Raw genomic sequence first — 24,605 nt, 5'->3', positions numbered from 1 at the left:
AATTAATCTGGATGACCTCGTGAACGAGCCGCCCCGATCCGTGCAACCGCCCCCGCCGAACCCGCGGTCCGTCCGCGGTCCCGGACGTCCCCCCGGGCGCCGCGCCGGTGACACCACCACCCGCGACGGCATCCTCGACGCGGCCCGCCACCAGTTCGCCCGGGGCAGCTACGCCTCCACCACCGTGCGCGCCATCGCCGCCGAGGCCGAGGTCAACCCGGCACTGGTGCTGCACTACTTCCACAGCAAGCGCGAACTGTTCGCCGCCACCCTCCGCCTTCCCCTGCACCTGCGTGAGCAGTTCGCCGCACTCATCCGTCACGACCCCGCCGACCTCGGCGCACGACTTGTCCGCGTCTTCCTCGAGCTGTGGCAGGACCCCGTCTCCCGCCGTCCGCTGGCGGCCATGATCCGTTCGGTGCTCTCCGACGAGGACGCCGCCGACGCACTCGGACAGTTCCTGTCCGTCCAGATGGTCGGCCCCCTCGTCGCCGCCTCCCACCACGACCAGCCCGAACTCCGCGTCTCCCTGGTCGTCAGCCATCTCGTCGGCCTCGTGCTCGGCCGCCACATCCTGGGCGTCGTCCCGCTCGCCCGGGCCGAGCTGGACCACCTCGTGGCCTGCGTCGCCCCCGTCGTCCAGCACTACCTCACCGGCCCCCTCCCCAAGCCGGCCACGCCGGGGCGGCGACCGTGAGGGTGCGGGCGCCGGTGTCCAGGACGGGTCGGAGGGCGGAGGGCAGTGGGATGCGCCCCCGGTTCGTCAGGTGTCGCAGGTGCTCTTGTCCGCGGGTGGCTTCCGGACGACGAACGAGCCCTTGCCGCGGACGGTGACGATGAGCCCCCTTGCTCGCGGAGTTCCGGCCGCGCGCTCATGGGATCCAGCGGCGACGTTGACTGCTCTGTATCGCTCGCCGAGCGTCTGCCGACGCGTCGCGCGTCGCCGAGTCGGTCGCGTGGGCGGCGTCTGGGCGCGGGGTGAACGGCGGCGGTCACACCCCCGTCGCCCCGTCCAGGCGTTCGCGGAGGAGGTCCGCGTGGCCGTTGTGGCGGGCGTACTCGGCGATCATGTCGATGAGGATGCGGCGCAGGGAGATCGGTTCGCCGGTGCGTCTGCGGGTGCCCGTGTCGTCCAGGGACGGGGTGGCGTCGACGATGCGGCGGGAGTGCGCGCACGACTCGCGCCAGAAGGCCAGGGCCTCCATGACGTCGCCGTCGAGCCGTTCGAAGTCCTGGTCGGGGTCGTCGTCCGAGTAGTACGGCACGGGGACGTCCTCGCCGGCGAACTGGATGCGGAACCACCACTGTTCCGCCCCTGCCAGATGCCGGGCCAGGCCGTGCAGCGACAACGTGGACGGGGGCACCGGGCGCTCCGACAGGCGTTCGGGCGGCAGGCCGCTGCACTTCAGCTCGAACGTGGCCCGATGGTGATCCAGGGCCGTGGTCAGGGTCTCCCGCTCGTCGCCCGTGTCGGGGACGGCGGGGCGGGCGACCCCGGGCCCCTGCCAGCGCGGGCTGTAGTGCTTGGGGGCCGGGGTGGGGGACGGTACGGGCGCGTCAGTCATCGTCTGCCTCCGGGGTCTCGTCGTCCGGTACGGCTGTGGACATCGACGAGTCTCGCAGGAGGCACTGACAATCGGCGGGGGCCGCCGGTTCCGCGGCTGACGTCGCCTCAGCCCGCCGGGCGCTCGCGCAGCTCCGCGAGCGGCAGGGTGTGCCGGGTCTGTACGGCCTTGGCGTGCAGGTACCGCACGTTGTGGGCGGTGGTGAAGACGCCGGTCGGGACGCGCGTGCCGACGCTGAGACCCAGCGCGGCCAACTGTTCGGCCTTGTCGGGGTTGTTGGAGAGCAGGTCCAGCGTGCCGATGCCGAGGGCGCGCAGCATCTGTGCGGCGGCCGTGTAGTCGCGGGCGTCCTCCGGCAGGCCGAGCGCCGCGTTGGCCGCGTAGGTGTCCAGGCCCTCGTCCTGCAACGCGTACGCGTCGAGCTTGTTGTAGAGGCCGATGCCGCGCCCCTCCTGACGCAGGTAGAGCAGGACGCCGCCGCGCTCCGCGATGCGCTCCACCGCCTCGCGCAGTTGCGGTCCGCAGTCGCAGCGGGCCGAGCCGAACACGTCGCCGGTCAGGCACTCGGAGTGCAGCCGGACCAGCGGCGGCTCGGCGGTCGCGTCGCCCAGCACGAGCGCCAGGTGCTCCCGGCCGTCGACCAGGCCGTGGAACGTCACCACGTCGGCAGTGACCGCGTAGCCGTCGCCGAAGCGCAGCGGGACGGTGACGCGGGTGCGCACGGTGGCCTCGGGAAGCGGTCCGGCGGCCGCGGTGTTCGGCAGGGAGGGATCGGCGGGCTCGGGTGCGGCGGGCAGGTCACGCATGGCTGTCGCCCTTCTGCGGAGCGCGGGGTGCGCGCGTCGGCTGGCTGCTGCTCGGGTCCCATCGGGTGGCGCCACTGCGAGGCTGCTTCAGATTTGAAGCATGACGGAACAACGATGACTCTAATGCTTGCTTCAATGTTCAAGCAAGCATGATCCGTCCAGGACGCGTCCGGGTGTGAAGGCGTCCGGCGCCCGGGTGCGAAGGCGTCCAGCGCCCAGGCGTGAAGGCGTCCCAGCGCCCAGGCATGACGGGCGTGAGGGCGTGACGGCGTGAAGGGGGGGCTCAGTCCGATCCGAGCAGGTGCACGTTCGGGCGCCTGGCCGCCGGCGCGTACTCCGGCAGGTGCACGACCCGCGCGCCCCCCTCGGCCAGCAACCCGCTCCCGTCCGCCCCCGCCACGAACGTGTCCGGCTCCCGCCACGCCGTCACCACCCGCCGCACCCCCGCCGCCAGGATCAGCCGCGCGCACGGCACCGGACGTGACGCGCGCCGGGCGCACGGTTCCAGGCTGCTGTAGACCGTCGCCCCGGCCAGCCGCGGGTCCCCCGGCGCCACCTTCGCCAGCGCCGCCTCCTCCGCGTGCACCGTCGGGTCGCCGGCCTCGCGCGAGAAACCCTGGGCCAACTCCGTACCGTCGGCGGCCACCACCACCGCCCCCACGCTGAACGCGGTCTCCGACGGCGGACACCGCTCCGCCAGCTCGCACGCGACCCCCAGCCACCGCCGGTCCGCCGCCGTGGCGAGCTCTTCCGCACCGGGCGCCGTGGGCATGTACCGCATGAGCACCACGTCCCCCACCGCACGCGTCTCCACCAGCCGCATCCGCCCCGGCGGGTACGCCCCCGTCCCGAACATGCGCGGTGCCGTCGCCTCCCCGACCAGCAACGGCGCCACGGCGAGCTGGAGTTCGTCGGCGAGCCCCTGCCGCAGCAGCTCGGTGTGCACCCGGCCGCCGCCCTCCACCATCAGCCGCCGTACGCCCTTGGCCTCGCCCAGGTGTGCGAGGACCGCCCGCCACTCCAGCTCGGGGCCCAGCACGACGACGTCGACGTCCGAGGGGAGCTCGCCGCGCAACAGGGCCGCGCCCTGCTCAGTCGTATAAACGGCTTTCGCGCCCCCTGTGTGCCAGAAACGCGCGGCGGGGTCGAGGTCGCCGGACGCGCTCACCGTCACCTTCAGTGGGTACTCCGGGCGTCCGGCAGCGACCCGCCCGGCGCGCCGCTCGACGGAGTTGACCAGCAGGCGGGGGTTGTCGGTGCGCAGGGTGCCGGCGCCGATCAGGACGGCGTCGCTCTCCGCCCGCACCTGGTCGACGCGGTCGAAGTCCTCCGGCCCCGACAGCAGCAGGCGTTCGGGGCCGGTGTCGTCCAGGAAGCCGTCGAGGGAGACGGCGGCGGACAGCAGAACGTGGGGGTGGGGCATGTGCGCGCTCCCGGAAGATCGGACGGGACGGGTTCGGACGGTCCAGCGGCCGGATGGCCCAGCAACCGGACGGCCCAGCGGCCGGACGGCCGGCGGTCAGATGGTTCAACTTTGGAACAATAACTACACTGCCGACATGACGACCCGCTGGCTCACCTCCGAGGAACAGCGTGCCTGGCGCGCGTACCTCGCCGCCTCCCTTCTCCTGGAGGACGCGATCGACCGGCAGCTCCAGCGGCAGGCCGGCCTGCCGCACTTGTTCTACTCCGTGCTGGCCAACCTCTCCGAGGCCCCGGACCGGCGGCTGCGCATGACCGACCTCGCCGCGTCGCTCAAGGTCACCCGGAGCCGGCTGACCTACGTCGTCACCCGCCTGGAGAAGGACGGCAGCGTACGGCGGGAGGACTGCCCGGGCGACCGGCGCGGCAGCATCGCGGTGCTGACCGAGGAGGGGGCGCGACTGCTGGAGCGTACGGCGCCGGGGCACGTGGAGACGGTGCGCGCCGCCGTGTTCGACCGGCTCACGCCGGAGCAGGTGGGGCAGCTCGAGGAGATCTGCACGCGGATCGCGGGGGCGCTGGGGAGCGAGGAGCAGCGCACGGCCTGCGGCGACGCGCTCCCCTGGCGGCGCCGCTCGGCACCCCGCTGAGCGGCACGCCCACCGGAGAGGCGCGGGTAGCCCGAACGCCGGGCGGGCGATCGCCCAGGTAAACGTGGTGAGAGACGTCCCCGGAATGACGTACACTGGTTTCACCGACGCGGGGTGGAGCAGCTCGGTAGCTCGCTGGGCTCATAACCCAGAGGTCGCAGGTTCAAATCCTGTCCCCGCTACCACGTCCCCGGGGGCGGAGGCCGAAAGGCTTCCGCCCCCGGGGTTCTTGTCGTACGTGCCGGCCTCTGCGCCGTCACTCGGCCTCGCCCTGTACCGCCACCCGCCCGGCCCACCGGAGGTGCCCCGCCGCGCCTGCCCGGCGACGCTGGTCATGTGGGGCAGCGCACAGGGAAACGGTCGGCCGCGACCGTCGGGAACGGCGGCCGCGGGGCGGCGACCCTCGGGAACGGCAGCCGCGGGGCGGCCTGCGCCCGTGCCGTGCTGCCCTTCCTCCCGGTGCTGCTGCTCGTCGCCGCGATCCTCTACGACTGCCTCACTCCGGCCGACTTCACCGCCGCACCCCTGTTCACCGCGGCGCCCCTGGTCGCCTCCTCCCTGTACTCGACGCGCGGCACCGCCCTGACCGCGCTGGCCGCCTTCCTCGCCGTGGCCGCGATCCACGCCGTGTTCGGGGTCATGTCGAACGTCGACACCACGACCGAGCTGGTGACGGTCGCCACCGTCGCCGCCCTCGCCGTCCTCACCAATGTGCTCGTCCGCCGCACCGGCGCCCGCCTCGCCTCCGTCCGCCACATCGCCGAGGCCGCGCAGCACGCGGTCATGCCGCAGCCGGCCGAGCGCCTCGCGGGCCTCGACGTCGCCGCACGCTACGAGGCCGCGCAGGCCGGGGCCGCGATCGGCGGCGACCTGTACGCCGTCCAGGACTCCCCGCACGGTGTGCGCCTCGTGCTGGGGGACGTGCGCGGCAAGGGCATCAGCGCCGTGAGCGTCGTCGCCGTCGTGATCGGGGCGTTCCGGGAGGCCGCCGAGCAGGAGGCCACGCTCGGCGCCGTCGCCCAGCGGCTCGAACGTGCGCTCGTCCGGGAGGCCGGCCGGCGCCATGACCTGGACTCCTTCGAGGGGTTCACCACCGCCGTCCTCGCCGAGATCCCGCACGGCAACGCCCTCGTCCGGCTCGTCAACCGCGGCCACCCCGCCCCGCTGCTCCTGCACGCCGACGGCAGGCTGTGCGTGCTCGAACCGGGTGAACCCGCGCTGCCGCTCGGCATGGGGGAGCTGGGCACGTGGCCCGAACGCGCGGACGAGGCCGCGCTGCCGTACGGGGCCACGCTCCTCTTCCACACCGACGGGCTCTCCGAGGCCCGCGACCGGCACGGCGAGTTCTACGACCCCGCCGCCCGGCTCGCCGGCCGCACCTTCTCCGGACCGGACGCGCTGCTCACCTTCCTGGCGGACGAGGTGGCCCGGCACACCGGCGGACGGGCCACGGACGACCTGGCCCTGCTGGCGGTACGGCGGCCGCATCCTTGAGAGCCCCTCGGTACCGAGGCCGGGCCGCCGGTGTCACCTGTCGTGACCGGATCGTGTCCCTCCGCGAGTTCACTGACTGCATGTCAGGACGCGCACGTGTCCGAAACTCGCGGGAAGCGGGGTCAACTCGCCCGATTTTGCGTGGCTCATGACGCAAAAGTCCTGGCCAAGACGTGTAACCCGTTCCCCCGAACCGCTTGGAATGGGCGCCCCGGGTCTATTAACGTTCGATAACGCAGCACGGTCGTCCCAGCCGTCACAGGAGGCGGCCCCGTGCTCATCTGCCTAATCCCGCAAGGGAGCCGGGGAACCACCACCCAGGGGTGAATCGTGCGGCTGCCGTCGTAGAGGTACGGCCGGTATACGCGCGTAGGAGACCTTCCTGCTCCGAACCCGTCAGCTAACCCGGCAGGCGTGAGGAAGGAAAGGAGTGCGCCCACGTGGCGTCCAACCGGCCTGCCCAGAACCCCTCGTACGTTCCTTCCGGCACCGAGGTCCTCGACTTCGACCGCCGTTCCGGGGAGGGCACCTGGGAGGAGTGGAATCCCACCGCGGACTCCGTTCGTCCCGTGCGCGGCCGGCACCGCGTCACCAAGCAGCGCGGGGGCGGACTCGCGCGCAGCTCCACCGTCCTGGGCGTCGGCGTGATCGCCGCCGTCGGCGCGGGCGGCATGGCCACCGCGCAGACCGGCAAGCCGCCCGTCTCCATATCCCTGCCGGACCTGCCGGACCTCTCCTCCGTCACCGACTCGGCCAAGGCCCTGGTCGGCGAGGAATCCGGCTCCGACACCGACACCGCCGCCCGGACCGCCTCCGCCCCGCTCACCGGCGCCGGGCTGACCGGTTCCGACACCGCCGCGGGCACCACGGACGCGGGCGAGGCGCTGCGCGCCAGGATCATGCAGCAGGCCGAGGCCCAGCAGGACCAGGCGGACAGCGCCGCCGCGCAGGCCGCCGAGGCCGCCGCCGCCAAGCAGGCCGCGTCCGCCGCCAAGGAGGCGGAGGCGAAGGCCGAGAAGAAGGCGGCCGCGGCGAAGGAGAAGGCGGACGCGGCGGCCAAGAAGAAGGCCGCCGCGGCGAAACTCGCCAAGCTGGCCAAGCAGTTCACGCTGCCGACCTCCTCGTACACGATCACCTCGACCTTCGGCGAGGCCGGATCGATGTGGTCGTCCGGCTATCACACCGGTCTCGACTTCGCCGCGCCCACCGGCACGCTCATCAAGGCGATCCACGGCGGCACGATCACCGAGGCGGGCTGGGCCGGGTCCTACGGCTACCGCACCATCCTCACCCTCGACGACGGCACCGAGCTGTGGTTCTGCCACCAGTCCTCGATCAGCGTCAGCGTCGGGCAGAAGGTCTCCACCGGCGAGGTCATCGGCCGCGTCGGCGCCACCGGCAACGTCACCGGCCCGCATCTGCACCTGGAGGTCCACCCCGGGGGCGCGGCCACCGGGATCGACCCGATGGCGTGGCTGCACGGCAAGGGACTCAATCCCTGAGCCGGCCGTGCTGCCCCGGCGTGCTCTGTCGCGCCGTGTCCTTTCGCGCCGTGTCCTTTCGCGCTGTGTCCTTTCGTGCAGTGCGCTGCCCTGTCGGGCCGAGTCACGGCGCAATCGGGTAAGAGCGCACGGTGCGGCGCGAGAACGGCCGAGCCTCTCCTTAACATCGTTAAATGATGTCTCTTCGCCCTCTGGGCTCAACTTCTCTCGAGGTCTCTCCGCTCTGCCTCGGCGGCAACGTCTTCGGCTGGACCGCCGACGAGACCACGTCCTTCGCCGTCCTCGACGCCTACACCGCTGCCGGCGGCAACTTCGTCGACAGCGCCGACGCCTACTCGGCGTTCGCCCCCGGTATGAAGGGCGGCGAGTCGGAGACCGTCCTCGGCAAGTGGTTCAAGGCGCGCGGCAACCGCTCCGACGTGGTCCTCGCGACCAAGGTCGGCCGGCACCCCGACTATCAGGGGCTGTCCGCCGACAACATCAGGGCGGCGGCCGACGCCTCACTGCGCCGGCTCCAAACGGACTACATCGACCTGTACTACACGCACTACGACGACCCCGACGTGCCCATCGAGGAGGTCATCGGCACGCTGGACGGGCTGGTGAAGGCGGGCAAGGTACGGCACATCGCGGCCTCCAACATCTCGGCCGAGCGGCTGCGCGCCTCGCTGGAGTTCTCGGAACGCGAGGGCCTGGCCCGCTACGTCGCCGTCCAGCCGCACTACAGCCTGGTCTCCCGGGACACCTACGAGGGCGCCCTCCAGGACATCGTCGAGGAAGCCGGCCTCTCCGCGGTGCCGTACTTCGCGCTCGCGTCGGGATTCCTGACGGGGAAGTACCGGCCGGGGGCGACGGTGGACTCGGTGCGCGCCAGGCGCGTGGCGCAGCTCGTGGACCCGGAACGGGGCGCACGGGTACTGAAGGTGCTCGACGAGATCGCCGGCGCGCACGAGGTGGAGGTCGCCACGGTCGCCCTCGCCTGGCTCGTCTCCCGCCCGACCGTCATCGCGCCGACCGCCTCCGCGCGGACGGTGGAGCAGCTGCCGGCGCTGCTGGCGCTCGCCGAGGTCACGCTGACGCAGGCGGAGGTGGCGCGGCTGACGGAGGCGGCGTCGTAGGAGCCGCGTGAGGGGCCGGGGCTTGGGGCGACTGGCTGGGTGACTGGCTGGGTGACTGGCTCTGGGAGGGCAGGTCGTAGGCGGGTATGACCTGGGCCGGTATGCCGTACGCCGGGGCCGGGCCGGAGGGGCCGTGGACGTACCCGTGACCGCCGTGGACGTACCCGTGACCGCCATGGACGTACCCGTGACCGCCGTGGACCGGGCCGCCGTACGCCGGATAGTGGCCGTACGCGGGGCCCGGTCCGTACCCCGGGCCGCCGTGCTGGCCGTACGCCGGGCCGCCGTACCCGTACATGGGGGGCACGCCCCACAGCACCGAGCCCGCCAGGGTGTGGCCCGCGTGGGCCAGCGCCGGGCGGGCCACCTCCCGGCGGTGCCACAGCTCCCGCAGCAGCTCCCGCTCCCGTACGACGAAGTCGGCGCCCGCGCGGCCCGCGCGCCCCCGGTGGCGCAGGAACGCCAGCGACGTCGCATACGCCTCGTACTCGGCGACCGTCCGCGCCGCCGGCTTGCCGAGCCGGTCCCTGGCGTGGTCGCGGGCGAGCCGCCGTGCCTTCATCGACCCCATGACGAACGGCTCCGGCATCGTCAGCCAGCCGGCCGCCACGTACGCCGGCAGCTCGGCGCGCACGGTGCGCAGCTCGCGCTGCCGGGTCGATATGACCAGCCAGGTCAGCAGCCCGAACATCGGCACCATGAACGCCCCGTAGACCGCGAAGAAGCCGTAGCCGTCGCCGAACGACGTCGAGCCGTTCCACAGCGAGTGCATGCCCATCGCGAGCAGCAGGCCGCCGAGCGGGGCCAGTGTCCGGCGTACCCGCCGGTGCTCGGCGGTGAGTGCGGTGATGCCGAAGCCGATGCCGGTGAACACGGTGAACAAGGGGTGCGCGAAGGGCGACATCACCACGCGCACGAAGAACGTCGCGGCCGTCACGGCGGCGATGCCGCCGTGGCCGCCGGTGGACTGGTCGGTGCCGAAGGCGGTGCCCAGGTAGAGGATGTTCTCGGTGAAGGCGAAGCCGGTCGCGGTCACCCCGGCCGTCACCACGCCGTCGACGATCCCGGTGAAGTCCCGGCGGCGGAAGAGGAAGATCAGCAGCACCGCCGTGGCCTTCGCGGACTCCTCCACGACGGGCGCTATGACGGTCATGCCGAGCGTGTCGGCGCCCTTGGGGTCGGCCGTCGCGACCGCTATCCAGTGCGTGGCGAAACTGTTCGCGATGATCGCGACGAGTGCCGCCGCGCACGCACCCCAGGCGAAGCAGAACGCGAGGTTGCGCCAGGGACCCGGCTCCACCCGGTCCAGCCAGCGGAACGCGGCGACCAGCAGGGGGACGGGGAACACGGCGAGACCCAGCCCGACCAGGAAGCCCTCGGTACCGGTCTGCTGGCGGACCAGCGCGAGGATGACCAGCCCGGAGAGCGCGAGGAGCGTGCTCAGCGCCGCGTACCGCACCCAGGTGCGCTGCCACCAGTGCGGGTGCCGGAGCACACCGCCGGGGGCCGGGAGGGTCCCGGTCGGGGCGGGAGGATACGTCGGATGCGGGGGACTGGTGGCCACGGCATTGACCCTAACGAGGGAGGGGCGCCCGGTGCTGCTTGTTATCGCTGCTGGTGAGTCGGCGGAACAGCAGGTCGTGCACGACATGACCCTTCTCAAGGCCCTGCCCTTCGAAACGCGTCCGGGGCCGGAAGTCGGGACGCGGCGCGAAACCGCCGCCGGGGTGGTCGTTGGCGAAGTCGGGGTGCGCCGTGAGCACCTCGAGCATCTGTTCGGCGTACGGCTCCCAGTCGGTGGCGCAGTGCAGCAGCGCACCGGGGCGCAGCCGGGTGGCGGCCAGGGTGAGGAACTCGGGCTGGATGAGGCGGCGCTTGTGGTGGCGCTTCTTCGGCCAGGGGTCGGGGAAGTAGACGCGCAGACCGGCGAGGGAGTCGGGCGGGAGCATCTCGCGCAGCAGGATGATCGCGTCGCCGTTGCCGACGCGGACGTTGGTGAGGCCCTGGGCCTCGGCGAGGTTGAGCAGATTGCCCTGGCCGGGGGTGTGGACGTCGACGGCGAGGATGTTGGTGTCCGGGTCGGCGGCGGCCATGGCGGCGGTGGCCTCGCCCATGCCGAAGCCGATCTCCAGGGTGGTGGGGTGGTCGTTGCCGAAGAGGGCGGCGAGGTCGAGGACCTGCTGCCCGTCGATGTCCAGGCCCCAGGCCGGCCACAGGCGTCGCAGGGCGTCCGCCTGGCCGGTGGTGACGCGGCTGCGGCGGGGCTGGAAGCTGCGGATGCGGCGCTCGAAGTGGGAGCCGGCGGGGTCGGCGGCGGGGCCGTCGGGGAAACGGGGCGTTTTGCCGGCGGCGGGGGCGGGGACGTCGATGGATTCAGACACAGTGCGCCCAATTTTACGGCGGGGCGGTGACAGGGGGCCCCGTCGTGCCTTTCCTCGCCCCCGCCGCCCCTACCCGTCCCATCCTCCCAAGAAGCTCCCCTGTCAGGGGCGCGGGGAACTGCGCGATCTTTTGCGGGGGTCCGGGGGCGCAGCCCCCGGGGGACGGGACGGGGAGGGGCGGCGGGGGCGAAAAAAGCCTGCGCGCGCCTCGCCCGGAGGGCACCGCGCCCCGCAGGGCCTACGCCGGGCCTGCGCGCACCTCGCCCGAAGGGCACCCCTGCGCGCACCCCCGCCCGCAGGGCACCCCGCCCCGCCGGCCCGCAAGGCACCGCACCCCCCGCCCGGAAGGCACCGCCCCCTGCCCGCCCGCCCGCAGGGCCTACGCCGGCGCCGCCATCAGCAGCGGCCGCGCCCGCTCGCGGAGCTCGACCACCCGCGGCTCGTCCCCGTACGGCTCCAGCCGATGCAGCAGATCCTTCACATACTCCGTCGTCCGCGCCGAGGAGATCCGCCCCGCGACCTCCACCGCCCGCACCCCCTGCTCACACGCCGCATCCAGGTTCCCGGACTCCAGTTCGGCCACCGCCGACACCACCAGCCGCAACCCGTGCGACCGCACGAACTCCTCCGTCGGCTTCGACAGCGCCTGCTCCGTGAACCGCCGCACCTGCCGCGGCGCCTTCAGATCCCGGTAGCACTCGGCCGCGTCGGCGGCGAACCGGTCGTAGGAGTAGAACCCGAGCCAGGACGGATCGGGGTCGCCGTCACGCGCCCGCTCCAGCCACCCCTCGGCGGCCTTGAGCGCGCCGCCGGCCGCCTGCGCGTCCCCGGCCCGCGCGTGCGCCCGCGCCTCGACCAGCCGGAAGAAGCTCATCGTGCGCGCGGTCGCCAGCCCCCGGTTGCGCTCCAGCGCGGCCTGCGCGAGGTCGACGCCCTCGTCGCCGAAGCCCCGGTAGGTCGCCTGGAGGGACATCGAGGCGAGCACGTACCCCCCGAGCGGCACGTCCGCGGCGGCGCGGGCGAGCCGCAGCGCCTGGATGTAGTACCGCTGGGCGGCCTCCTGCTGGCCGGTGTCGAACGCCATCCACCCGGCCAGCCGGGTCAGTTCGGCGGAGGCGCCGAACAGCGCCCGGCCGACCTCGTCGGAGTAGGAGCCGAGCAGCAGCGGCGCCGCCTCGACCCGCAGGCACTCGGGCACCATGGACGAACGCCAGTCCCCGCCGCCGTACTTGGAGTCCCAGCGTCTGGCGTCCTCGGCGGCCTCGCGCAGCTTGCGCACGTCGCTGTGGCCGACCCTCGCCGGCGCGGAGGAGCCGTCCGACGGGCTCGCGTCGCGCGCCACCGAGCTGTCGGCCGGGGTTATGAGCCAGCGCGACGCGGGGGTCGCATAGGCGCTCACGGCGAACGATCCGGCCAGTGACTGCCAGATGCCGCCGGAACCGGCCCGGCGGCCGGCGAGATCGAGGCGGTAGAGGTCGGTGGCCGACCGCACCGCCTGTCCGACGTCCCTGGGGAAGGCGAGGCCCACCTCGGGTGCGGGATCCGCGTCCGCCAGGCCGATCTCGTGGAGCGGCACCGGGCGGCCGAGCTTCTGGCCGATGGCCGCGGCGATGAGGTGCGGCGCCGCGCCCTGCGGCACCATCCCCTTCGACACCCAGCGGGCCACCGACGTCTTGTCGTAGCGAAGTGTCAGCCCGCGCTGGGCACCAAGATCGTTGACGCGCCGCGCAAGCCCCGCGTTGCTGATTCCCGCGAGGGCGAGAACGGCGCCGAGTTTTTCGTTCGGCCCGCGTTGCTCCCTGGACATGCGCCACCCCTCGACACAGACGGCTGCCGCGCTGGCATAACCACGCGGCATTCGTAAACCCAGCGTAGTTCGCCGGATCCCAAGCGTTAAGGGGCGTTTTTCCGGTTGGCGGGATGTGACCTACGGGGCAGTACGCAGTGTCGCGGCGTGCCCCCGCCGTGTGGCCGTGCGCCCGTACGTGCGCTCTTCTCCGGCCACGGGGGGAGCGCTTCCATGGGGGATGCGTGGGTCGGCCCGCTGTACTGGATCCAGTGGGCTGGGGGACACCGCCGCCTTCATCCCCGCGGGCGGCGGACAGGTCCGGGAGGCGTACTCCGTCTCCCGGACCGCGCACCGCGATACGGTGCCCAGAGCCTGTACGGAGCGTGCTCAAACCTGCCGTCGCCCGGATGATTTGGCCGAAAATCGACGGTGCCCTCCGCACGCATTTCCGTTGCCACCACGCCACTTGAGGGCGCGAAAGGTGTTTTCAGGGAGCGTACCGGGGGCGCATTCACATCGCTGTTCGACCCCATCTGCCCTGCCGGAGGCGTGTGTTCGGCCCCGGGCGGGCACACCCAAGGGGGCGCACCAGGGGGAGCACAAGCCGCGGCGGAGCCCCTCCGGGGCGCACTCTTCGTGGCAGCATGGTGCCCAGTTCGTACGGTGCACTGCTTGTCCACAGTCCCTGGAGGCGGCGATGCGGTGGTTGGTGGGATGGAGCAGTGCCGCCGCGAGCGCCGCCACGAGCGTGGCGGGCATCGGCTCCGCCGGCACCACCGGCTACGACGGCGAGACGGTGCAGCCGGTCGGCTCCCAGCCCCTGTGGGGCGACCCGGATCCGCTGTGGGCGGTCGGTGACTGGCGGCCCGACGAGATCCGCGTCGTCAAGGCCGACGAACAGACCCGCATCGCCGTCCTCGGCACCTGCGGCGCCACCGACGAACAGTTGCGCGTCGCCCTGTTCGCCGCCCGCGGCGGGGCACTGCGCCATCTGACGGCCTGGCCGGGCAGCTACACCGCCGTCGTCCAGGTCGGCCGCCGGATCACCGTCTGCGGCGATCTCGCGGGCGCGCGGCCGGTGTTCCACACCCCCTGGGCGGGCGGCACGGCCTACGCGACGGCCGCGCTGCCCCTCGCCGACCTCGTCGAGGCCAACCTCGACTTCGGTCACCTCGCCGCGCTGCTCGCCGCCCCCGACGTGCCCGCGGCCATGCACGACTCCACGCCCTACGACGGCGTACGGCGCATCCCGCCGGGGCACGCGCTGATCCTGCGCGCGGGGGCGCGCGAGATCGCCGGGTACGAGCCGGTCGCCTCCCTCGCCGTCGCCGCACCCCCGGCCGACCCCGCGGGCGCCGTGGACGCCGTCCGCGACGCGCTCGTGGACGCGGTCCGCGCCCGTCTCGCCGCCCCCCGGCACGTGCCGGGCACCGACATCGACCCCGGACCGGTGCCCGGGATGGGCCCCGCCGAGCGGCGGGCCGCGCGTGGCATGCCGGTGCCCGGCATCGGCGCCGACCTCTCCGGCGGCCCCGCCTCCGGCGCCCTCGCCCTGCTCGCCGCCGGACTGCCCGGCGCGCCCGGCACGGTCCTCGGCCATGGCACGGGCGCCGGCGAACGGCTGCTCGCCGTCACCTTCAACGACCTCGCCGTCCCCGGCCGCGAGGCCGAGGTCGAGCGGGTCGGCGCGCTCGCCGCCAACCCCCGGCTGCACCACGTCGTGGTCACCGGCGGCGAGGAGATCCTGCCCTTCGCCGACCTCGACGGCCCCCTCACCGACGAACCCGGCGCCTTCCTCGTCTCCGCCGCCCGGCACCGCGCCCGGCTCGCCGCCGGCAGTGCCGACCACTTCACCGGATACGGCGCCCGGCAGGTCCTCGACGCCCATCCGGCCCGCCTCGCCGACCTCCTGATGGACCGCAAACGGCGCCACCTCGTGCGCCCCGTCGCCGCGCTCGCCAAGGCGGACGGTTCCGTGATGGTCCCCGCACGCGTGTACGCCGCCGCCCGCCGGCTCGCCCGGACGCCCTACCGCAGCGGCGTCGAGGCGCTCTCCGACCAGCTCATGCGGCACCGCTTCGACGAACCCGGCGGTGCCGTGGGCGCCTCGCTCGCCGCGCTGACCTGGGCCAGACCCGGTCCCGCCGCCCGCTGGCTGACCGGCGAGGCACTGGCAGAAGTATCGGTTCGCCTGCAAAGCGCGGCGGGCCGTACGGGCGCCATGGGCGTCGGCCCCGGGCAGCGCCCCGGCGACTTCCGCGCCCGCACGTCCCTCGCCCGGTACGCCGCCGATCTGCGGGTTCTGGAACAGGCCGCCGAGATCCGCTTCCAGCGCCTGCACGCCCCCTTCCTGGACAACCAGGTCGTGCGCGCCTGCCGGGCGCTGCCCGAGGCGCTGCGGGTGCAGCCGGGGGCGCGCGCCTCGATCCTGCGTACGGTCCTGGAGGGCGCCGGCGTCACCGACCTGCCGGCCGGCTGGGGTGCCCCCTCGGGCGCGTCCTCGGCCGCCGCCGCCCGGACGGGGCTACGGGTGGCGACGACGTCCCTGGTCGACCTCTTCGCCACGCCCCTGCTCGCGGAGGCGGGCCTGGTGGAGGCGCGGGTGGTCCGCAAGGCCCTCCGCTCGGCGGCCCAGGGCGACCCCCTCCCCCTGGACGGCTTCGCCGACCTCGTCTCCCTCGAACTCTGGCTCCAACGCCTCCTCACCCGCCGAGGCACCTGCTGGACAGGCACCCCCGCCCGCCAACGCGCAGTCCCCGCCGGCATCCCCCCAAGAGACAGAGCCTTGGGCACAGCCACCCGCACATGACCGGGGGCGCCCCGTCAGGACCGCGAGACTGTATCGATCCACGACTCCGCCGCACGGACGCGACCAACCCGCGCCTCGCAAGGGGCGTGGGGCTGTTTCGATCTGCGGCTCCGCCGCACGGACGCGACCGCCGCAGCCTCCGTAGGGGCGCGAGGAACTGCGCGACCAGCCACACCCCACCCGCACCCGCCCCACAACCCCACACCCCCCGAGCTACTGGGCGCCCCACCCGAACCGCTCAATCCCCCAAGGGGTCGAAGGGGCGAAGCCCCTGGAGGACGGGAAGGGTAGGGGCGGCGGGGGCGAACTCACCCACCCGAACCCCCACCTCCACACCAAGCACCCCACCAACCTGAACCCGCACCAGCACCCCACCCGACGGCGAAGCCGAAGGCACCGCGCCAACCGAACCACTGGGCGAGCCCCCCGGCACGGGAGCCACCACAGAAGGAGAAGCAGCTGGCACCGCACCACTCTCCACCGGCCTGACCGACACCACCGGCCGCGCGGAAGCCGACACCACCGCCGCCCCCGTCACACCCCCCGAGCCCGCAGACCGCCCCGGCTCCGGCCCGGACCTCGGCACGTCCACCCCCGAAGACCCCACAGGACCAGGCCTCACCACCGCACTCCCCCGAGAGGGCCCGGCAGACGACGGCGGCGCCCCCGCCACCCCCTCCCGCTCCTTCTCCCCATGACCCCCCGTCAACGCCAGGGCGACAACCGCCACCACCGCGGCCACCACCCCCACCGCGACCCCGGCCTTCACCGACGCCCCCACTCCTTCGGAGACCGCGGCCCCGCCACCACCCCCCGAACCACCCGCGGGGGCACCCCCCCCCGCACCCGCACCCCCACCCGCGACCAGCCCCGCCACCTTCCCGTACCCGGCCACCCCGAACCACCCGACGACCGCCACCGGCACGACCGCCGGAATCCCACCCGCCACTTCCCCCAGCTGCGACGCCGCCACCCGGCACCGCGCACACCGCTCGAGATGCTCCCGCACCCCCCGCTCCGCACGCGTGCGCAACCGTCCCCGCACATAGGCCCCGAGCTGCTCGGCATACCGGGCACACCCCTGGTCCCCGGCCAGCGACTCGCTCACATGCGCCTGCAAGTACGCCTGCCGCAACCCCTCCCGGGCCCGGCTCGCCAGCACCCGCGTGCCGTTCGCGTCGAGCCCGAACAGCACGGCCACCTCGCTCGGCGACTCGTCCTCGACCTCGGTGTGCCACAGCACGGCCTGCCACCGCTCCGGAAGCGAGCGGAACGCCCTGACCGCCAGCGACTGTTCGGCCGCGTGCATCGCCCGCACGTCCGCGCCGAGCTCCGTCCCCGCACCGAAGGACCCGGCCTCGGGACCGGCCCCGCCCACGTCCTCCACCGCCCCCCGCCCCCGTGCGGCGGAGACCTGCGCCGCGAACACGGCGAAGTCGTCGACGAGCTGCTCCCGCCTGGCCGAGGCCGTCCAGCGGGCGGCGACCCGGCGGACGGTCGTCAGCAGGTACGGCCGTACGGCGTGCGCGGGACCGGAGCCGCCGCGCACCGCCTGGAGCATGCGGGCGAAGACCTCGGCGGTGAGGTCGTCCGCGGTGTCCGCGTCCCGGCAGCACGTACGCGCGTACCGGCGCACGGCCCCGGAATGGCGCCGGAACAACTCCTCGTACGCCGTGTCGTCCCCGTCGCGCATCCGCTCGATCAGCTCGGCGTCGGACGGCGGCACCGGCACCGGCACCGGCACGGGCTCGGACGACGACGCCGACGGCGGCGGCGACGGGGGAACCCGCTCCCCACCACGGTCAACGCTCATCGCGGAAAGCCCCTGCCTGCACACGCCCACCCGAACACCCGGCCAGCCTGCCACGGCTCCGGGTGGTGGACCGCCGAGCCGGCGGTCCACCACCCGTCCGAGCGGATACGTCGAACAGGGGTTCAGCGCCTCATCCGTGCGGACGCGACCGCAGACCCTCCAGGAGGATGTCCAGCAGCCGTGCCGAGGCCGCCGCCTGCTGCGCCGCGTCCGGCAGCGAGGGGGCGGCCGTGGCTATCACCAGCAGGACGTCGGAGACCGTCACGTCGGGCCGCAGCTCGCCGGCGGCCCGGGCCCGGTCCACCAACCGCCCCACCACGTCCAGCAGTTCGGCCGCACCGGCGTCGTCCAGCGCCGCCTCCGCGGCCGGCCGCTGCTCCACCAGCCGCAGCTCGGGACCCGGCTGCCCGGTCCGCTGCTGCGGCAGCAGCGCCTGCTCCGGCGCCTCGCCCGCCACCGGACCGGAGGCCGCGGCCGAAACCGGCCCCGGCCCGCCGGCCAGAACCGCGCCCTCGCCCGACTCCGTGCCTGCGCCCGTGCCCTCGGCCGGCCCCTGACCGCCCTGTTCCTCCTCGGCGACCCCGACGCGCAGCACCTGCGGCGGCAGCAGCCGGCCCGCGCCGGAAGCCACCGACGTACGCAGGAAGCGCTGGAGCGCCGACCACGGCTCCTCTTCCTGCCCGAGCGCCGTCCGTGCCTGGTCGGTCAGCCGGGAGGTCTCCTCCTCGGCTATCCGCCGCACCAGGACGTCCTTGCTCGGGAAGCGCCGGTACACCGTGCCGACGCCGACCCGCGCCCGCCGCGCCACGTCCTCCATCGGCGCCCCGTACCCCAGTTCGCCGAAGACCTCGCGGGCCGCACGCAGTACGTGCTCCAGATTGCGCTGTGCGTCCACCCGCAGCGGTGCCGTCCGCGGCCCCTCGCCGCGTCCCTCGCTCACCGCCGCGCCCACCGGTCCGCCGGATGCGACGGCGGACACGGGCGACCAATGAGAGTCCTGAATATGCATAAGCGTTCCCCCGGTATTGGCGTCTCCCCCCGGAGACTCTCCCCGTTCATCGCAGCGTTCGCTGCAGCCGGAGCGCGCGGAACGAGCGTCGTACCCGGCCGGCCCGCCCCGTCGCGCGCCCTGCCCGGCACATCCCCCTACACCCCGTCGGGACACGAACATAGTTGAGCGGGAGTCAATTCAGAAGGGGCAGGTTCCGCACGGAGCGCCCCCCGATCGGCCCACGGGGGCGTTGTGTCCTGATTGCCTGCTCTTCCCGCCCTCCGCCCACGCCACTGAGCTGCGCACTTACGCCCGTTCCGAGCCGTCGGCGGGGATTCGGCCAACCCCGGACGGGGCACACGTCCAGTCACACAAACGGTCGGCCCTGTGGACAAACTCCGGCGCCGGGTGCGTCATGGGATGGTGAAGGTACCGGTGCGCATTCTCATCGTCGGCGGCGGCTACGTCGGGCTGTACACCGCGCTGCGTCTGCAGCGGAAGCTCAAAGCCGAGCTCGGGCGGGGCGAGGCCGAGATCGTGGTGGTCTCCCCCGACCCGTACATGACCTATCAGCCGTTCCTGCCGGAGGCCGCGGCCGGCTCCATCTCCCCGCGCCATGTCGTCGTCCCGCTGCGCAGGGTCCTGCCGGAATGCCGGATCGTCGTCGGCGAGGTGCGGACGATCGACCACTCCAAGCGCACCGCCACGCTCACCACCCTCGCCACCGAGGAGACCGGCGGCAACGAACAGCTGTCCTACGACGAACTCGTGCTCGCCCCGGGATCGGTCTCGCGCACCCTGCCGGTCCCCGGCCTCGCCGAGCACGGCATCGGCTTCAAGAACGTCGAGGAAGCCATCGGCCTGCGCAACCACGTCATCGAACAGCTCGACATCGCCTCCTCCACCCGCGACCCCGCGATCCGCGACGCCGCCCTGACCTTCGTCTTCGTCGGCGGCGGCTACGCGGGCGTGGAGGCCCTCGCCGAACTCGAGGACATGGCCCGCTACGCCTCGCGCTACTACCACAACGTCCGGCGCGAGGACATGAAATGGATCCTCGTCGAGGCCACCGGCCGCATCCTCCCCGAGGTCGGCGAGGAGATGGGCCGCTACACCGTCACCGAACTGCGCCGCCGCAACATCGACGTACGCCTCGACACCCGCCTGGAGTCCTGCGTCGACCGGATCGCCGTCCTCAGCGACGGGGCCCGCTTCCCCACCCGTACGGTCGTGTGGACCGCCGGCGTGAAACCGCACCCGGTGCTCGCCGCCACCGACCTCCCGCTCAACGAACGCGGGCGGCTGAAATGCACCCCTTACCTGACCGTCGACGGCGTCGACCACGCATGGGGCGCGGGCGACGCCGCCGCCGTGCCCGACGTGACCGCCGACGAGCCCGGCAAGGAGACCGCGCCCAACGCCCAGCACGCGGTCCGCCAGGCGAAGACCCTCGGCGACAACATCGCCCGCTCGGTGCGCGGGGAGCCGCTCCAGCAGTACTCCCACGCCTACGTCGGCTCGGTCGCCTCCCTGGGGCTGCACAAGGGAGTCGCGCATGTGTACGGGCGCAAGCTGAAGGGCTGGCCGGCGTGGTTCATGCACCGCACCTACCACCTCAGCCGGGTGCCCACCTTCAACCGCAAGGCGCGCGTCCTCGCCGAGTGGACCCTCGCCGGCCTCTTCAAGCGCGAGATCGTCTCGCTCGGCTCGCTCGAACACCCCCGCGCGGAATTCGAACTCGCGGCCGGTGGGAAACCCCCGCAGAACCCCTCGGACAACTCGAAGGGGTCGTCCTGACCGGATGCAGGAACTCCGACGCGGGGGCAGGCGTCTGACGGATGTCGCTCCGGTCGGCCAGACTGGACCGCGACGCCGGACGAGCCGACCGCTCGCCTCCGGCCCCAGGCCTGCCACCGCGCCGTGCGGCACCGAGGGACACCCCCTTCGCCCTCCGGCCGGACCCGGAGCCGGCCGACCGACAACAACACCACGAGGCAAGAATTCGGTGAACTTCACGCGCTGGAGCGCCCGGCTCCCCGGAACGCAGCGCCGCGCCGCCGCGCGGACCGAGCACCCGCTCGCTACGGACCGGAGGGGGGAGGGCTCGGTGCCCGCGGCCCGCGCCGAGCGGTCCACCGACGACCGGCATCCCGGACCCGCCGTCGAGAACCTGCCGGCCCGCGAGGTCCTCGACCGGGTCCCGGCCCTCGTCGCCCTGGTCCACGGCCCCGACCACCGCATCGCCTACGTCAACGGCGCCTACACCGCGGCCTTCGGCGCCCGCCCGCCGGGCGCCCCGGCCCGCGAGGCCCTGCCCGAACTGGCCGAACTGGGCCTGCTGCCCCTCCTCGACCAGGTGCTGCGCAGCGCCCGGCCGCGCACGGTCAAGTCCCGCAAGGCACCCGACGGCCGCTCCTACACCTTCACCTGCACCCCCGTCACCCTGCCCACCACGGCCCCGGCGCCCACGGGCCCGGCGCCCACGGGCCCGGCGCCCACGGCCCCGGCCGACGCGGCCCGCACCGCCACGGCCCAGGCCGCCACGACGGCCGACGCCACCACGGCCGACGCGGCCTCCACCGAGACGGCCCCCGTGGGCGCGGCCACCGATACCGCGTCCCGCGACGCCGAACCGCGCGACGGTTCGTCACGCGAGGGCGTACGCCGGGGGAGCGGCGGCGCGCGCCCCGGCGCACCCCTCGGCGGAGTGCTCGTCTTCGCCACCGACGTCACCGACCACGCCGAAGCCGCCGAACGGCTCCGCGCCAGCGAACGCGAACAGCGCCGCACCGCCGTCACCCTCCAGCGCTCCCTGCTGCCCCAGGAACTCGAACAGCCGGACGACCTCCGCATCGCCGCCACCTACCAGCCCGGCGGCACCGAGGCCGCCGTCGGCGGCGACTGGTACGACGTCATCACCCTGGGCGGCGGCCGCACTGCCCTGGTCATCGGTGACGTCATGGGCCGCGGCGTCCGCGCGGCAGCCGTCATGGGCCAACTCCGCACCGCCGTCCGCGCCTACGCCCGCCTCGACCTGCCTCCGCACGAGGTGCTCCAGCTCCTCGACGGCCTGGCCGCAGAGATCGACGCCAACCAGATCGCCACCTGCGTGTACGCCATCCACGACCCCAACGAGGGCCGGCTGGTGTACGCCTCGGCCGGCCACCTGCCCATCCTCGTGCGCGACGAGTTCGGCAAGGTGCTGCGCACCGACGAGCCCACCGGCCCACCACTCGGCACCGGCGGCTGGATCCACAGCTCCGGCTCGGTCCCCCTCGGCCCCGGCTCCACCGCCGTCCTCTACACCGACGGCCTCGTCGAAAGACGGGACAAGGACCTCGACGAGGGCATCGCCGCCCTGGAGCGCGCCCTGGCCGGAGCCACCGGCAGCCCCCAGATCGTCTGCGACCGCCTGGTCCGCTCCGCCGGCGTCACCGCCGACCACGACGACGACGTCGCCGTCCTCGTCCTCCAGCACCCCAGCCGCACCGGCCACGACGGCGAACTCTTCCGCAACGCCGCCCTCGACCTGCTCGGCGGTGTCGAAGCCGCACCCCGCGCACGCGCCTTCGCCTCCGGCGTCCTGACCAGCTGGCGCTTCCCCGCCGACCTGCACGACGCGGGCGTACTCGCCACCAGCGAACTGGTCGCCAACTCCCTCAAACACGGCACGCCCCCGATGCGGCTGCGGCTGCGCCGCACCAACCGCCGCCTGATCATCGAGGTCACCGACGGCGACGACCATCTGCCGCGCCGCCGCCGGGCCGAACCGATCGACGAGGCCGGCCGGGGCATCGCCATCGTGGCGACCATCGCCTCCAGCTGGGGCTCCCGCCGCACCCCGGGCGGCGGCAAGGCGGTGTGGTGCGAGTTCGCCCTGCCGAAGGGCGCGACGACGGGCCACTGACCGACCCCGGACCGCCGGGCCCGGGTCAGGCCTGTGCCACCGCCGGCTCGGCGGAGGCCCCGCCCTGCGCCACCACCCGGCTGCGCGCAGCCGAGGGCTGGTTCTGCCCCGGGGTGAGCTGCCGCCCCAGCCGTATCGCGAGGAAGGTGATACCCAGCGAGAACACCAGGAACGTCCCTATGTACGGCGCGAACAGCGACGCCCCCATGGGACCGCCCACCGCCGGACCGACGGCCATGGCGAGCTGCTTCACCAGGGCGAAGACCGAGTTGTACTGCCCGGCCATGCCCTCGGGCGCCAGATCGGCCACCAACGGCGCCACGGTCGGCGACAGCATCGCCTCGCCCAGCCCGAACAGCGCGTACGTCGACACGAACGCCGCCGTCGCCATCGCATGCCCGGCGTGGCCCAGACCGGCGTACCCCGCCAGCACCCAGGCGAAGGCCCATATGAGCCCCACGACGGCGATGACCCGCGACCGCCTGCGCCGCTCGACGATCCGCAGCACGGCGAACTGCGCGACCACGATCACCGCGGTGTTCGCCGCCAGCGCCGTCCCCAGCGTGGACGGCGAAACGCCCGCCGCCTCCACGCCGTACGCGCTCAGCCCGGAGTCGAACTGCCCGTAGCAGGCGAAGAACAGCACGAACCCGAGCACGCACAGCTGCACCATGGCCCGGTTGCCCATGATCTGCTTCCAGCCGCTCGCCGCCCGGCCGGCCACGGCCTCCGCCACGCGCGGCGCCCGCGGTACACGCACGGTCGCCATGACGACCACGAGCAGCAGGAACATCGCCGCCTCGATCGCGAACAGCAAGGTGAAGGACGCCGGGCGAGAGGTGTCCACGAGGTGACCGCCTATGAGCCCGCCGACGCCGAGCCCCAGGTTCTGGAGGAAGAACTGCATGGCGAAGGCACGCGATCGCGTCTCGGTCGGCGAGCAGTCGACGATCATCGTCGCCAGCGCCGGCTGCATCACGGCCTGACCGGCACCGAGCAGGGCCGACGACAGCAGCACGCTCACCGCCCCACTCGCGAGACCCAGACTGAGCGAGCCGACCGCGGCGGCTCCCAGGGCGGCGAGCAGCACCGGCAACGGTCCGCGCCGGACGATGGCCCGCCCGGCGAACGGCAGCACCACGAGTGCCGCCACGGCGAAGACGGCGAGCACGGCACCCGCCGTCATGGCACCCAGACCCCGCACCTGCGCCACGTAGACGTACAGATAGGGGACCGTGAAGCCGAGGCCGAACGCGCTGAGTGCGTTGCCCGCGTGGATCCGGCGCATCGCTGCGCCCATCGCCCTGGTCACTTTCACCTGCCTCCGGTCGGAAGTCCTTGCACCTCCTGCAAGAGTTAGAGGTGAAGACTTCGAAGCTAAACTTTCGGATTGAAGAGTACACCTCGAAGTACTTCGACGCCAAGTGCCGGCATGCGATACTGCGCACATGGGTGACACCCCCGACATCGGCGAGCCGACGCTCGAAGAGCAGATCGCCGCGTACCAGCGCGAGTTCCAGGATCTGGACCCCCAGGTCGAGAAGATCGTGTCGGCGCTGTCCCGCCTCAACCGCCGTATGAACGTCGCCTACGGCCGCCAGACGGCCGACCTCGGCATCAGCAACGCCGAGTGGGAGGTGCTCAAGGCCCTCGTCCTCTCGGGCGCCCCGTACCGGCTGGGCCCCGGCGACCTCGCCAAGCGTCTTGGCCTGACGCCGGCCGCGATGACCCACCGCATCGACCGCATGGTCGGCGAGGGACTGGTCACCCGGGAACGGGACGAGTCCAACCGGGTCCGCGTCATCGTCGAGCTGACCACCGAGGGCCGGGAGAAGTGGCTGGAGGCGATGCGGCTCGCCACGGTCTTCGAGGAGGACCTGCTCCAGGACCTCACTCCGACGGAGCGCGCGGTCCTCGGCGAGGTGCTGACCCGGCTGCTGCGCAGGGTGGAGGACGCCCAGCCGGACGCCGGCGGACGCCTCAGCGACCTGGACTGACCTGGCCGCAGTGAGTCACTGCGGAGGGCGGAAAAAATCTTGACAGGGACGCTTGACCCGTGGCTCCCGGATCTGTAACGTTCTCCGGGTTGCCACGGAGCCGTAACGGTTCTTCGACAACACTCCCGCCGCAGCAGCGGCACATCAAACCACCAGCACGATCTCCCGACGGGGTCAATTTCGGCATGCCCGAATTCCTATTCCGTCGGGCCCGGCCGGCCCCGATTGGGAATCGCCGGGAGGATCCGCTAAGGTTTGGCACGTCGGAACGGCCCAACGGCCGGGAAGACGCCCCCTTCTGACGGGGGATCGGACCGGAAACGGATCTGATAAAGTCGGAACCGCCGGAAAGGAAAGCGCT

Annotated in this window: 18 protein-coding genes, 1 tRNA gene and 1 riboswitch; of the genes, 10 read left to right on the top strand and 9 right to left on the bottom strand. The window is 73.4% G+C overall.

What is annotated here, in order from left to right:
* Positions 1 to 19: 19 nt before the first annotated feature.
* The gene (locus IO29_RS27865; protein WP_078618343.1) at positions 20 to 697 is read left to right on the top strand and encodes a TetR/AcrR family transcriptional regulator; all 678 of its coding nucleotides are present in this window, start codon (positions 20 to 22) and stop codon (positions 695 to 697) included.
* A 295-nt stretch (positions 698 to 992) separates the two neighbouring features.
* On the opposite strand, the gene IO29_RS27860 is transcribed toward IO29_RS27865, so the two are convergent.
* The 3 genes from IO29_RS27860 to IO29_RS27850 form a co-directional block, all read right to left on the bottom strand.
* Positions 993 to 1,565 carry a DinB family protein gene (locus tag IO29_RS27860; RefSeq protein ID WP_030380669.1) on the bottom strand — a complete coding sequence of 191 codons (573 nt, stop codon included), beginning with the start codon at positions 1,563 to 1,565 and terminating at the stop codon, positions 993 to 995.
* A 107-nt stretch (positions 1,566 to 1,672) separates the two neighbouring features.
* Complete coding sequence (locus IO29_RS27855; RefSeq protein ID WP_234307565.1) at positions 1,673 to 2,371, bottom strand: GTP cyclohydrolase II; 699 nt, start codon at positions 2,369 to 2,371, stop codon at positions 1,673 to 1,675.
* Positions 2,372 to 2,654: 283 nt separating this feature from the next.
* A complete protein-coding gene (locus tag IO29_RS27850) occupies positions 2,655 to 3,794 on the bottom strand; it encodes a dihydrofolate reductase family protein (RefSeq protein ID WP_030380667.1) in 1,140 nt (379 codons plus the stop codon).
* A 136-nt stretch (positions 3,795 to 3,930) separates the two neighbouring features.
* Here IO29_RS27850 and IO29_RS27845 point away from each other — a divergent pair, with 136 nt between their 5' ends.
* The 5 genes from IO29_RS27845 to IO29_RS27825 all read left to right on the top strand — a co-directional run bounded on the left by IO29_RS27845 (position 3,931) and on the right by IO29_RS27825 (position 8,557).
* A complete protein-coding gene (locus IO29_RS27845; protein ID WP_030380666.1) occupies positions 3,931 to 4,443 on the top strand; it encodes a MarR family winged helix-turn-helix transcriptional regulator in 513 nt (170 codons plus the stop codon).
* Positions 4,444 to 4,551: 108 nt separating this feature from the next.
* A tRNA-Met gene (locus IO29_RS27840) sits at positions 4,552 to 4,628 on the top strand.
* A 151-nt stretch (positions 4,629 to 4,779) separates the two neighbouring features.
* Positions 4,780 to 5,937, top strand: a complete 1,158-nt coding sequence (locus IO29_RS27835; RefSeq protein ID WP_030380665.1) for a PP2C family protein-serine/threonine phosphatase — start codon at positions 4,780 to 4,782, stop codon at positions 5,935 to 5,937.
* Between the two features lie 272 nt (positions 5,938 to 6,209).
* A riboswitch (cyclic di-AMP (ydaO/yuaA leader) is annotated at positions 6,210 to 6,367 on the top strand.
* Positions 6,368 to 6,377: 10 nt separating this feature from the next.
* On the top strand, positions 6,378 to 7,439 hold the full coding sequence (locus tag IO29_RS27830; RefSeq protein ID WP_030380664.1) for a M23 family metallopeptidase: 1,062 nt from the start codon (positions 6,378 to 6,380) through the stop codon (positions 7,437 to 7,439).
* 173 nt (positions 7,440 to 7,612) lie between these two features.
* A complete protein-coding gene (locus IO29_RS27825) occupies positions 7,613 to 8,557 on the top strand; it encodes an aldo/keto reductase (RefSeq protein ID WP_030380663.1) in 945 nt (314 codons plus the stop codon).
* On the opposite strand, the gene IO29_RS27820 is transcribed toward IO29_RS27825, so the two are convergent.
* From IO29_RS27820 to IO29_RS27810, 3 genes are all read right to left on the bottom strand, one after another.
* Positions 8,508 to 10,121, bottom strand: coding sequence for a PrsW family intramembrane metalloprotease (locus IO29_RS27820; protein ID WP_030380662.1), 1,614 nt, complete (start codon positions 10,119 to 10,121; stop codon positions 8,508 to 8,510). The two genes, IO29_RS27825 and IO29_RS27820, sit on opposite strands and share 50 nt — an antisense overlap.
* 10 nt (positions 10,122 to 10,131) lie before the next feature.
* Entirely contained in the window at positions 10,132 to 10,938 is an 807-nt protein-coding gene (trmB, locus tag IO29_RS27815; RefSeq protein ID WP_051707955.1) for a tRNA (guanosine(46)-N7)-methyltransferase TrmB, read from the bottom strand.
* Between the two features lie 379 nt (positions 10,939 to 11,317).
* Positions 11,318 to 12,745, bottom strand: a complete 1,428-nt coding sequence (locus IO29_RS27810; protein WP_030380660.1) for an NsdA family TPR-like regulatory protein — start codon at positions 12,743 to 12,745, stop codon at positions 11,318 to 11,320.
* 679 nt (positions 12,746 to 13,424) lie between these two features.
* Between IO29_RS27810 and IO29_RS27805 the strand changes: the two genes are divergently transcribed.
* Complete coding sequence (locus IO29_RS27805; RefSeq protein WP_030380659.1) at positions 13,425 to 15,536, top strand: asparagine synthase-related protein; 2,112 nt, start codon at positions 13,425 to 13,427, stop codon at positions 15,534 to 15,536.
* Between the two features lie 238 nt (positions 15,537 to 15,774).
* On the opposite strand, the gene IO29_RS27800 is transcribed toward IO29_RS27805, so the two are convergent.
* Both IO29_RS27800 and IO29_RS27795 read right to left on the bottom strand, forming a co-directional pair.
* Positions 15,775 to 17,349, bottom strand: a complete 1,575-nt coding sequence (locus IO29_RS27800) for a sigma-70 family RNA polymerase sigma factor (protein WP_078864287.1) — start codon at positions 17,347 to 17,349, stop codon at positions 15,775 to 15,777.
* A 130-nt stretch (positions 17,350 to 17,479) separates the two neighbouring features.
* Positions 17,480 to 18,358 carry a TetR/AcrR family transcriptional regulator gene (locus IO29_RS27795; RefSeq protein ID WP_030380657.1) on the bottom strand — a complete coding sequence of 293 codons (879 nt, stop codon included), beginning with the start codon at positions 18,356 to 18,358 and terminating at the stop codon, positions 17,480 to 17,482.
* Positions 18,359 to 18,760: 402 nt separating this feature from the next.
* Here IO29_RS27795 and IO29_RS27790 point away from each other — a divergent pair, with 402 nt between their 5' ends.
* Complete coding sequence (locus IO29_RS27790) at positions 18,761 to 20,137, top strand: NAD(P)/FAD-dependent oxidoreductase (RefSeq protein ID WP_030380656.1); 1,377 nt, start codon at positions 18,761 to 18,763, stop codon at positions 20,135 to 20,137.
* Between the two features lie 208 nt (positions 20,138 to 20,345).
* Complete coding sequence (locus IO29_RS27785) at positions 20,346 to 22,247, top strand: ATP-binding SpoIIE family protein phosphatase (protein ID WP_030380655.1); 1,902 nt, start codon at positions 20,346 to 20,348, stop codon at positions 22,245 to 22,247.
* A gap of 25 nt (positions 22,248 to 22,272) precedes the next feature.
* Here the strand turns inward: IO29_RS27785 and IO29_RS27780 are convergent, their stop codons facing one another.
* On the bottom strand, positions 22,273 to 23,547 hold the full coding sequence (locus IO29_RS27780; RefSeq protein WP_030380654.1) for an MFS transporter: 1,275 nt from the start codon (positions 23,545 to 23,547) through the stop codon (positions 22,273 to 22,275).
* 148 nt (positions 23,548 to 23,695) lie between these two features.
* On the opposite strand from IO29_RS27780, the gene IO29_RS27775 reads away from it, so the two are divergent.
* Positions 23,696 to 24,244 carry a MarR family winged helix-turn-helix transcriptional regulator gene (locus tag IO29_RS27775; protein WP_030380653.1) on the top strand — a complete coding sequence of 183 codons (549 nt, stop codon included), beginning with the start codon at positions 23,696 to 23,698 and terminating at the stop codon, positions 24,242 to 24,244.
* Positions 24,245 to 24,605 lie beyond the last annotated feature (361 nt).

Source organism: Streptomyces sp. NRRL F-6676 (genome assembly GCF_000725625.1).
GTDB lineage: Bacteria > Actinomycetota > Actinomycetes > Streptomycetales > Streptomycetaceae > Streptomyces.
Note: the sequence above shows the minus strand (reverse complement) of the source record. Positions and strands in the feature narration are given on the sequence as shown.